At 60.7% G+C, this 9,064-nt stretch carries 10 protein-coding genes; 6 read left to right on the forward strand and 4 right to left on the reverse strand.

The features are described 5' to 3' along the window. Together SH809_03690 and SH809_03695 are read left to right on the forward strand one after the other, a co-directional pair. Positions 1–1,006 (forward strand): LacI family DNA-binding transcriptional regulator (locus SH809_03690; protein ID MDZ4698789.1); only part of this gene is annotated, 1,006 nt, incomplete at its 5' end. A gap of 59 nt (positions 1,007–1,065) precedes the next feature. Continuing rightward, positions 1,066–2,043 (forward strand): phosphoribosylaminoimidazolesuccinocarboxamide synthase, encoded by a 978-nt coding sequence (locus SH809_03695; GenBank protein MDZ4698790.1) that lies wholly within the window; start codon positions 1,066–1,068, stop codon positions 2,041–2,043. Positions 2,044–2,052: 9 nt separating this feature from the next. On the opposite strand, the gene SH809_03700 is transcribed toward SH809_03695, so the two are convergent. The 4 genes from SH809_03700 to SH809_03715 all read right to left on the reverse strand — a co-directional run bounded on the left by SH809_03700 (position 2,053) and on the right by SH809_03715 (position 4,572). Next, positions 2,053–2,502 carry a molybdenum cofactor biosynthesis protein MoaE gene (locus tag SH809_03700; protein ID MDZ4698791.1) on the reverse strand — a complete coding sequence of 150 codons (450 nt, stop codon included), beginning with the start codon at positions 2,500–2,502 and terminating at the stop codon, positions 2,053–2,055. Beyond that, entirely contained in the window at positions 2,499–2,753 is a 255-nt protein-coding gene (locus tag SH809_03705) for a MoaD/ThiS family protein (protein ID MDZ4698792.1), read from the reverse strand. Before SH809_03705 ends, SH809_03700 begins: the two co-directional genes overlap by 4 nt. A gap of 22 nt (positions 2,754–2,775) precedes the next feature. Beyond that, positions 2,776–3,246, reverse strand: coding sequence for a redoxin domain-containing protein (locus SH809_03710; protein ID MDZ4698793.1), 471 nt, complete (start codon positions 3,244–3,246; stop codon positions 2,776–2,778). A gap of 72 nt (positions 3,247–3,318) precedes the next feature. Continuing rightward, entirely contained in the window at positions 3,319–4,572 is a 1,254-nt protein-coding gene (locus SH809_03715) for an ABC transporter permease (protein ID MDZ4698794.1), read from the reverse strand. Positions 4,573–4,765: 193 nt separating this feature from the next. On the opposite strand from SH809_03715, the gene pruA reads away from it, so the two are divergent. The 4 genes from pruA to SH809_03735 form a co-directional block, all read left to right on the forward strand. Then, on the forward strand, positions 4,766–6,397 hold the full coding sequence (gene pruA, locus SH809_03720) for an L-glutamate gamma-semialdehyde dehydrogenase (protein ID MDZ4698795.1): 1,632 nt from the start codon (positions 4,766–4,768) through the stop codon (positions 6,395–6,397). Between the two features lie 155 nt (positions 6,398–6,552). Next, positions 6,553–7,410, forward strand: a complete 858-nt coding sequence (locus SH809_03725; protein MDZ4698796.1) for a transglutaminase-like domain-containing protein — start codon at positions 6,553–6,555, stop codon at positions 7,408–7,410. Between the two features lie 11 nt (positions 7,411–7,421). Beyond that, complete coding sequence (locus SH809_03730; GenBank protein ID MDZ4698797.1) at positions 7,422–7,886, forward strand: hypothetical protein; 465 nt, start codon at positions 7,422–7,424, stop codon at positions 7,884–7,886. Between the two features lie 313 nt (positions 7,887–8,199). Beyond that, positions 8,200–9,064 (forward strand): hypothetical protein (locus SH809_03735; protein MDZ4698798.1); only part of this gene is annotated, 865 nt, incomplete at its 3' end.

Consider the following 9,064-nt stretch of genomic DNA (forward strand, 5'->3'; position numbering starts at 1 on the left):
CATCTACAATGTGGCGGAGCGGGCCGGCGTGGCCATTTCGACCGTCTCCCGCGTACTGAATAACTCCTCGGATGTATCGGACCTGACGCGCGCGCGCGTGCTCCAGGCGATCGAAGAATTACGGTTCCGACCGGATCGCACGGCGAAGACCCTTGCCCAGAAACAAACGGAGTCACTCGTCATAGCGATGCCGTCTTTCACGACGCCGTTTCATACCGAACTACTGAAAGGGGTCCGCAGCCGTATCAAGGAATTGGAGTACGATCTCTTGTTGTTCGATCTCGGCTCCCGGAATCCTAAAGAGAAGTTGTTGGATTTCCTCAGCAAAGGCTCCGTGGACGGCCTGTTGCTTGCGATGCACGTAGACGACGAACTGGCGGATGAACTGCTGACCTTGAGCGCGCCAGTGGTCCTCATCGGCAATAAACGCCCGGAATTCGATTCCTATTATTGGGACGATGAGGGCGGCGCCCGTTCGGCCGTCAACCACTTCATACAGCAGGGACACCGGCGTATCGGCATCATCACCTCGCCCATCGAAGACGATGTCGTTCAGCAGCGCCGGATCGAGGGCTACCAGATTGCCATGAAGCGCGCCGGCATCGAAATCGATCCAAACTGGATGCAGAGCGGCCTGACGGAGAAACACGCCGGCATCAGCGAGGAAAGTGGCAACGAAGCCATGCAGGCCTTCCTGAGGCTATCCGAACGCGTTACGGCCGTGTATGCGATAGGTGATACGCTCGCTATCGGCGCCTGGTACGCCCTGCGAAAGGCCGGCCTCCGGGTGCCTCAAGACGTGGCGCTCATCGGCTACAACGACATTAAAACCAGCCTCTACATCGGGTTGTCGAGCGTGGATCAGAAAATGCAACAGGTGGGCCATCAGGCGACCGACCGTATGATCTTCCGCCTGCTCAACCGAAATACCGAGCAACGGGTGGATGTGCTGACGGTGCCCGAGCTGCGCGTGCGTGAATCTTCAACATTCGATCGTACCAAATAAACCGCAGCGTGCCCGTATCTTCGGCACCTCACTGGCCGTCGATCGAAACCACTGCTTTTATGTTGCCATACGCCGCCATCGAGCGCCAACTCGATGCCACGATACGTGAAACCCATTTGCCGATTGCCGGCGCTCGGTACCAGGGCAAGGTGCGCGACACCTACCGAGCCGGCTCGTACCTCGTGCTCGTCACCACCGATCGAATTTCGGCGTTCGACCACATTCTTCGCCAGACCATCCCGTTTAAAGGCCAGGTACTGAACCGGCTCGCGGCCTTTTTCTTCGAGCGAACGAAGGACATCATCGCCAACCACGTCATCGCGGTACCGGACCCCAATGTGACGCTGGCGCACGCCTGTACCCCTATCCCGATCGAGTTCGTCGTGCGCGGTTACCTCGCCGGCCACGCCTGGCGTACCTATGCCGATGGGCTTCGAACCCTGTGCGGCGAGCCGCTGCCAGAGGGTCTCCGGCAAAACAGCCGCCTCCCCGCGCCCATCCTCACGCCGGCCACAAAGGCCGACGAAGGACACGACGAAGACATCAGCCAGCACGAGATCCTGGAGCGCGGCCTGCTGGATCAGGCGACGCTCGATACCCTCGGCCAGGCGGCGCTCGCCCTGTTCCAGCGGGGCACCGAACTGGCGAAGAAACAGGGCCTCATTCTGGTGGATACCAAGTACGAATTCGGCCGCACCCCCACCGGTGATCTCCTGCTGATCGATGAAGTCCACACCCCGGATTCTTCCCGCTATTTCTATGCGGACACCTACGACGCTCTCCTGGCGGCCGACCAGCCCCAGCGCCAGCTGTCGAAGGAATTCGTGCGTGAATGGCTGATGGCGCAGGGCTTCCAGGGTAAAGAGGGGCAACGGCTGCCAGACCTGCCCGACACGTTCCGCTGCGAAATCGCGGCGCGGTATATCGAACTCTACGAAAAAGTCACGGGGCTTCCCTTCGAGCCGAACACCGACCCCGACCCCGCCGGCCGGATTGAACGCGCCGTCGCGGGCGCCCTTTTAAACGCTACCGACTAAACCCGGCGCTCACCCTCCCCCCTGCACCCACTCCTCCGTCCCGTCGGCGAAGTGCTCCTTTTTCCAGATGGGGACGTCTTTTTTCAGGGTGTCTATCAAGAACCGGCAGGCCTCGAAGGCGTCAGCGCGATGCGCAGACCCCGCGGCGAGGATGACGCTGGCTTCGCCGGCTGGCACCGGCCCCAGTCGGTGATGAAGGGCCACCCGTTCCAACTTCCAGCGGTCTTGCGCCGCCCGGGCAATACGCGCCATTTCTTTTAGCGCCATCCCCGGGTAACACTCATAGGAGAGGGTCACCGTCTCGCGCGACCCCGTCCACTGCCGGGTGGTACCGATAAACAGGTCGATTCCGCCTACCAGCGGCGTCGGCAGGTAGGCGGCAATCGCGGCTACATCGAGGGGATGCTCCTGGATGCAGAGCCAGACAGCGTCATTTTTCTGCTCGAGCCGTTCCATCATCCTCCACTTACCGGGGTGATCAGGGCCACGTCGTCGCCGGGGGAGAGGCGATACGTCTCCCGCTCGTACGCCTCGTTGATGGCAAGGCGAATTGTCGACCGATAGGCGGCAATATCGGGATACGTCCGCGCCAGTATATCGAGGAGGTCGCCGCCGGCGGAACCGGCCGGCACTTCCACGTCCAGGACTTCGCGACCCAACCGTTCCCGCAACACGCTAAACAGCTGAAGGCGCAGACGTAGGGGAGGCATGTCAGGGCTGTGGCTCATCACTTTAGCGGCTGGCGACAGCCTTTAGGGCGTCAAGATTCGGCATGTCGCCGGCGCTCTCCAGCACCTCCGCGTACTGCACCTTCCCATCCTTGCCGATCACAAACGCCGCACGACGCGCGATCCGGTCCAGCTTCATCGGCGTGAAGTCTCCCTTGTATTTCGCATGGTACGCGTCGGCCGCCTCGGCATTGTGATCACTGAGCAATGGAAATGTGAATCCGTTCACCTTTTTGAACTCCGCCTGTACAAACGGCGAGTCGGTCGAGATGCCGACCATCTGGGTTTCGCTCCCATACGCCGCGAGGTCGTTATTCACCGTATTAAGTTCTGTCGTGCAGACACTGGTGAAAGCGCCCGGGTAAAACAGGAGCACCACGTTTTTCTTGCCGAGCAGCGAAGACAACGTAAAAAGTTCTTTTTTATCGTCATACAGCGCGATTTCGGGGGCATTTTGCCCAACTGCAATGGCCATTCTTCTTCCGGATTACGTGAACATCTACTGGAAATATCTGACGTTACACCGCTCATCGTTTCAGTAAACACATCAGCGAAAACGGATGGCGCGAATGGGTTCGATGCGGGCGGAAACACTCGCGGGTATGTAGGCGGCAACGGCACACAGGCAGAGCGCCAGCACACCGACGAGTAGAAAATCCAACCCATTCAGGGCAATCGGCGCGGCCTGCATGTAATAGGCCTCTTCAGGCAATGGAATGAGATGGTAGCGTTCCTGGAGGAGCGCCAGTACGAGCGCCAGAACTTCGCCTATCGCCACACCGACGCCCCCCATCAGCACGCCCAGGTACAAAAATAGCCGGCGCAGCGTCGCTCGCGAGGCCCCCATGCTACCCAATACCCCGATCTCGGGGGTTTTTTCGAGCATGATCGTGAGCAGCGTTCCAACGATGTTGAACGCACCCACGAGCACGATGACGCCAATAACCAGGGGGATGATACTCTCCTGCAGGCGCACCCAGGCAAAATACTGGCGGAAGGATTCAAAGACTGTGCGCGCGTGTACCGGATACCCCAGCGCCGCATCGATCCGCGCCGCGGCGGAATCCGCCTCCTGCGGATCGGTCAACATGACGTCGATGCGAGTAGATTCGGTGGGGCCGTAGCTGAAGAGATCGCGCGCCGTGTCGATCCCGGCGAACACGTACAGCTCATCGAAATGGGCGAAAGATGTTTCATAGATGCCGGCGACCCTGAATTGTCGGGCTCTGGGGCGCAGCGGCCCCGGCGACGCGGCGCCGGCCTGAGAGGACCGCATCGAGTAAGCCACCACACGGTCGCCGACACGCAGCCCGAGCAGGCGCGCCAGCTGGGATCCGATCACCATGCCCGGCGCCTCGCCGGCCGCGGGCGTAAGCGTGGCCTCACCCGCCGTGAGATGGTCGGCGAAATACGCCGGCATGTGTTCGACCCCTCGGATCAGCACCCCATCGATTTCTCGCTCTGATCGCCGTAACAGAGCAAATTCCTCGACCACGGCCTGAACGTCCACGACTTCCGGCAAGGCCGCGATCTGCTCCGTCATGCCAAGCGTGTCCACGAAGGGCTCTTCCAGGAAGCTAACGGCCTGTACGTGGGCGCCAAAGCCGATGATCTTGGAGGTGATTTCCTCGCTGAACCCTCGCACGATGGCCAGCGCCAGCAGCAAGGCACAGACCCCGATCGCTACGCCCCCGATCGCCATGTAGGTGATAAAACGCACGAAACGCCGGCCCTCCGGCCGGCCCTGCGATTGGAGCAGATAACGCGTGGCGATATAACGCTCGAAGCGAGGTGGAAGCATGGGATTGCGACGGAGGCCTACAGACTGGCACGCGGTGGTGTGCCTGCGGTGGCACACAAACGGACGCCAGCGTGGGAGGATCCCTCCTCCCCCGATCGCCCCACGCCCAAACACCAGCCCGTCTGCTGAACCGTGTCCGTTTCTCACGGTTAAATGCCCGACAGCCACCCCCCTATTGCAATAACGGCTACTCATGAATAACTCCTCCAGCCACACGCCGCCACCGATCAACGAACCCGTCCTGTCCTACGCCCCCGGCAGCGCCGAACGGGCGTCGCTACAGCAGACGCTCGCCTCCATGCGGGCGCGGACTGTCGACATCCCGGCCTTCATCAACGGCCGGCGCGTCACCACCGGCCGCACCGCCCGCATCGCCCCACCTCACGACCATCGCCACACCCTCGGACACGTGCACCTCTGCGGCGCTGGCGAGGTCTACGACGCCATCGAGGCCAGCCTCGCCGCGCGGGAAGGGTGGATGAACATGCACTGGACCGACCGCGCCGCGATCTTCCTCAGGGCCGCGGAGCTGCTCGCCGGCCCGTGGCGCAATACGTTAAACGCCGCTACGATGCTCGGGCAAAGCAAAAACGCCCATCAAGCTGAAATAGACGCCGCCTGTGAACTGATCGACTTCCTGCGGTTCAATGTCCACTTCATGGAGCAGATCTACAACGACCAGCCGATCTCGCCGGCCGGCGTCTGGAATCGTCTGCAGTACCGCCCCCTGGAGGGCTTTGTATTCGCCGTCACCCCGTTCAACTTTACCGCCATCCAAGGCAATCTGCCCACGGCACCCGCCCTGATGGGCAATACGGTGATCTGGAAACCCAGTACTACCGCCGCGTACTCGGCCTATTACCTCTACCTGTTGCTCGAAGAAGCCGGCTTGCCTCCGGGTGTCATCAACATGCTCCCGGGCGACGGGCCCGATGTGGGCGATCCTGTCTTCGCCTCCGAGCATTTCGCCGGGCTCCATTTCACCGGCTCGACCCGCACGTTCCAACACATGTGGCGTACGATCGGAGAGAACATTGGCCGGTACCGCACCTACCCGCGCATCGTAGGCGAAACGGGGGGCAAAGATTTTATTGTGGCGCATGGCTCCGCCCAGCCGGAGGCCGTGGCGACGGCGATCGTACGCGGCGGATTTGAATACCAGGGCCAGAAATGCTCCGCCGCCTCAAGGGTGTATGTCGCTGCATCGATCTGGCCGGCCGTAGAAACTGCGCTTGCCGCCCAGATGCAGGAGATCACGATGGGGCCGGTGGAGCATTTCTCGCACTTCGTGAACGCCGTCATCGATGCGCCCTCCTTCGCGCGCATTACATCCTCGATCGACGCGGCGAAAGCCTCGGGGGTCGTCGAGGTACTCCATGGCGGAGGGTACGACGACCGCGAGGGGTATTTCATCGAACCCACCATCCTCCGTACGACAGATCCCTCGTACACGACGATGTGCGAGGAGCTTTTCGGCCCTGTCGTCACCCTCTACGTCTTCGACGACGCCGATTTCGACGCGACGCTGGAACTGGTGGATCGAACATCACCCTATGCCCTGACCGGGGCTATCTTCGCACGCGACCGCGCAGTGATCCGCCAGGCGCTTGACGCACTGTCCGACGCCGCCGGCAACTTCTACATCAACGACAAGCCGACAGGCGCCGTCGTGGGTCAGCAGCCGTTTGGGGGCGCCCGCGGCAGCGGCACTAACGACAAAGCCGGCGCCTATCAGAACCTGCTGCGCTGGGTGTCCACCCGGACCATCAAGGAGACGTTCGTCCCACCCCATCATTTTGGATATCCTTTTCTCGGCAGGGAGTAATCCATCAGGCGCGGTATCGTGTAGTCCATTTGCGCCAAAACGAGGGGGGAAGTCGGCCCGATGGCGCAACGGCTCATCGGCCTGCATGCGTACTATAGGGGCCGACCTTTTTTGTGCCCTGGCGTCCAGTGGCATCCTATGCCTTACGCGTGGATATGGAAGTACGCAGTTCCTCCTCGGATGAGTTAAACGCCCTGATTTCGTTGCTCGACGATCCCGATCGTCAGGTACAGCTCGCTGTACAGGATCGGCTGCGCGAACTGGGCCGTGGCGCATTTCCAGACCTCCGGAGGGCGCAATGCGTGGCGGAGGGTGCCTTGCGATCACAGCTTGGCGTGCTGCTCCATGAGTTACACTTTACCGACATCGCGCGGCGCTGGCGTCAATTGATGGACTCCAGCGCACCCGATGTTGAAGCCGGCGCGCTGCTGCTGGCGCAGCACCGATACCCCGACCTCGATCTTGCGGCGCTGATCGGCCGGCTGGATGGGATGGCCGAGGCGATTCGTACACGCGTCGAGGCGGCCAAGGGCGTCGGCCGCGCATTTGTTCTGAGCACGTACTTGTGCAATGAGCTCGGTTATGAGGGTAATCACGAGCGCTACAGCGACCCCAAAAATAGTTATCTGAATTGTGTGATCGAAAGCAGGCGCGGGATACCCGTGAGCCTGTGCACGCTTTTCCTCCTCCTGGGCCGGCGGCTGGGGCTACCGGTATTCGGCGTCAATATGCCGGCGCATTTCCTGGTGAAATATGAGGACGAACGCCACGAAGTTTTTTTCGATATATTCAACGGTGGCAATCCGATTCAAAAAGAACAGTGCGTTCAGTTCCTTCTCAAGGCCGGCCTCACGCCCAAACCGCGGTACTTTAAAGCGGCCAGCGGCCAGACCATCCTCATCCGCATGGTCTGTAATCTGTTGGCGCTGCCCCGCGAAGAAACACGCGGCACGTTCCTTACCGAACTAACCCACCTGGTCGAGCCCTGGAAGCCGAACACGAACGTGCTTTAGCCGTATCGCCCGTGCTCTCTTCCCCACCCCCCCTACCCTTTCGGTACCAAAGCGTTCGGTATCCGGAGCGAAACTCCCCGGCAGATCTGCTCAGCCTGGAGCTGTTTCAGCCCCTGATGGTGTGTATGGCGCCCGTCCTCCTGGCCTGCCTGATGACCATGTTGCTGGGCCGTCCCGTACTTGAACTCGCCCTCTGGGGGACCGGCGTGGCGCTCGCCGGCTCTATGTCTTGGACCTGGTTTCAACTCAACAAGCGTATCGTGGAAATCCGCTTCCAGGAAGGCAGAGTGGCCATGGTCTCCGCCTGGAAATCCGCCCAGAGCACCCCTCGCCTCGCCTGGGAGCGCGCCCTCGATCTACGCATCAACGAAAACGGTGCGCGTGCCATTATAGGTCATACGACCTACGACCTCACCCATGCGGATTGGTCCAGGCTCGACGAGATCGTCGCCCATCTCCGCGCGACCCAGCCCTGACGCCAGATTCCGGACACGGAACGCGACGGTATGAGGGTGGAGTAGCTAAAGGCGGTAGTACCTGTAGCGTCTTGCGGGGGGCATATGCGTCAAAAGCTGATGCCTCATGGTAGCATTTCTATGCCCCATGTCTCGAATTTCGAGGTACGTTTAACCCATACATGCCGGCGCCAGTTTGGTGGGATTCTTGCATAACGGGTTGATTATCGTTTGATGTGTTTCATCGCCGGCGACGCACGTCGACTTTCCATCGCGTTTTCCTTGCGTCGACCCCGAATTTATCCTTCTGGCACCCGAATCAGGGCCTCCTTCTATGACCAGACAACAAATCATCGCAGCGGCAGGGCAAATCGCGCAGGCCGTCGAACAAGCCGGCATCGCCGAACTGCTCGATCACACCGGCGAACGCTCGCTCCAGGATTACCTGAAGTCCTTCAAGCAATACAACATCCTGGCTGAAAAATTTAGCGAGGGCGCGCTCTTTCTGGAGCAAGAACTGGGATTCGCCTTGCTTCGCGAGCCGGATCCCTGGATCGTGATGTCCAAGAAAGGGGAACTCGATGCAGACAATCCGCTGCATAACATCACGGGAGTGTTAGCCACCCTTTCGGCCGTGGCCAACATGTTATCCGAAAGCCAGCTCGCCCGCACTTCCGAGCCCAACCGGGCCACCCTGTCTCTTGTGCTGTTTGAACAGGCTGAGGGCATGCCCTCCACCCCGCGCCGCATCGCGGATGCCCTGGAGAGTATCGCCGCGCTTTATGAGGCGTGCGCGCGTCTCCAGAACGCCTCCTACGAGGATCTGTGCGTGGTATCATGCGACTCGGGCAGCGACAAAGTGTTTGTATTCGAGGGGAGCGTCAATGTCGTCGGGGCCCTCAAGGAGTTGATCCAGTCGATCTGGGAACGCATCGTGTTTTACCGGGAGCGTACGCTTCAAGAACGTATTTCACTCCTGACCCACTCGTTGCCTGTGCTCGACAAAGTGACCGAGATGGCCCTGCACGGCACCATTTCCGCTGCCGACGCCGAGCACACGCGTAAGGCGATCGTCGCCGGCGTCAAGCGATTCCTGGCCAGCGGTTCGATGATGCAAAAAGCACTGGAGATTGACGCGATCGACGAACGATTGCTCATTATGTCCGAGACCTCGGCGCGTATCGCGGCGCCACCCGTGC

The sequence above is a fragment of the Rhodothermales bacterium genome (assembly GCA_034439735.1).
Classification (GTDB): Bacteria; Bacteroidota; Rhodothermia; order Rhodothermales; family JAHQVL01; genus JAWKNW01.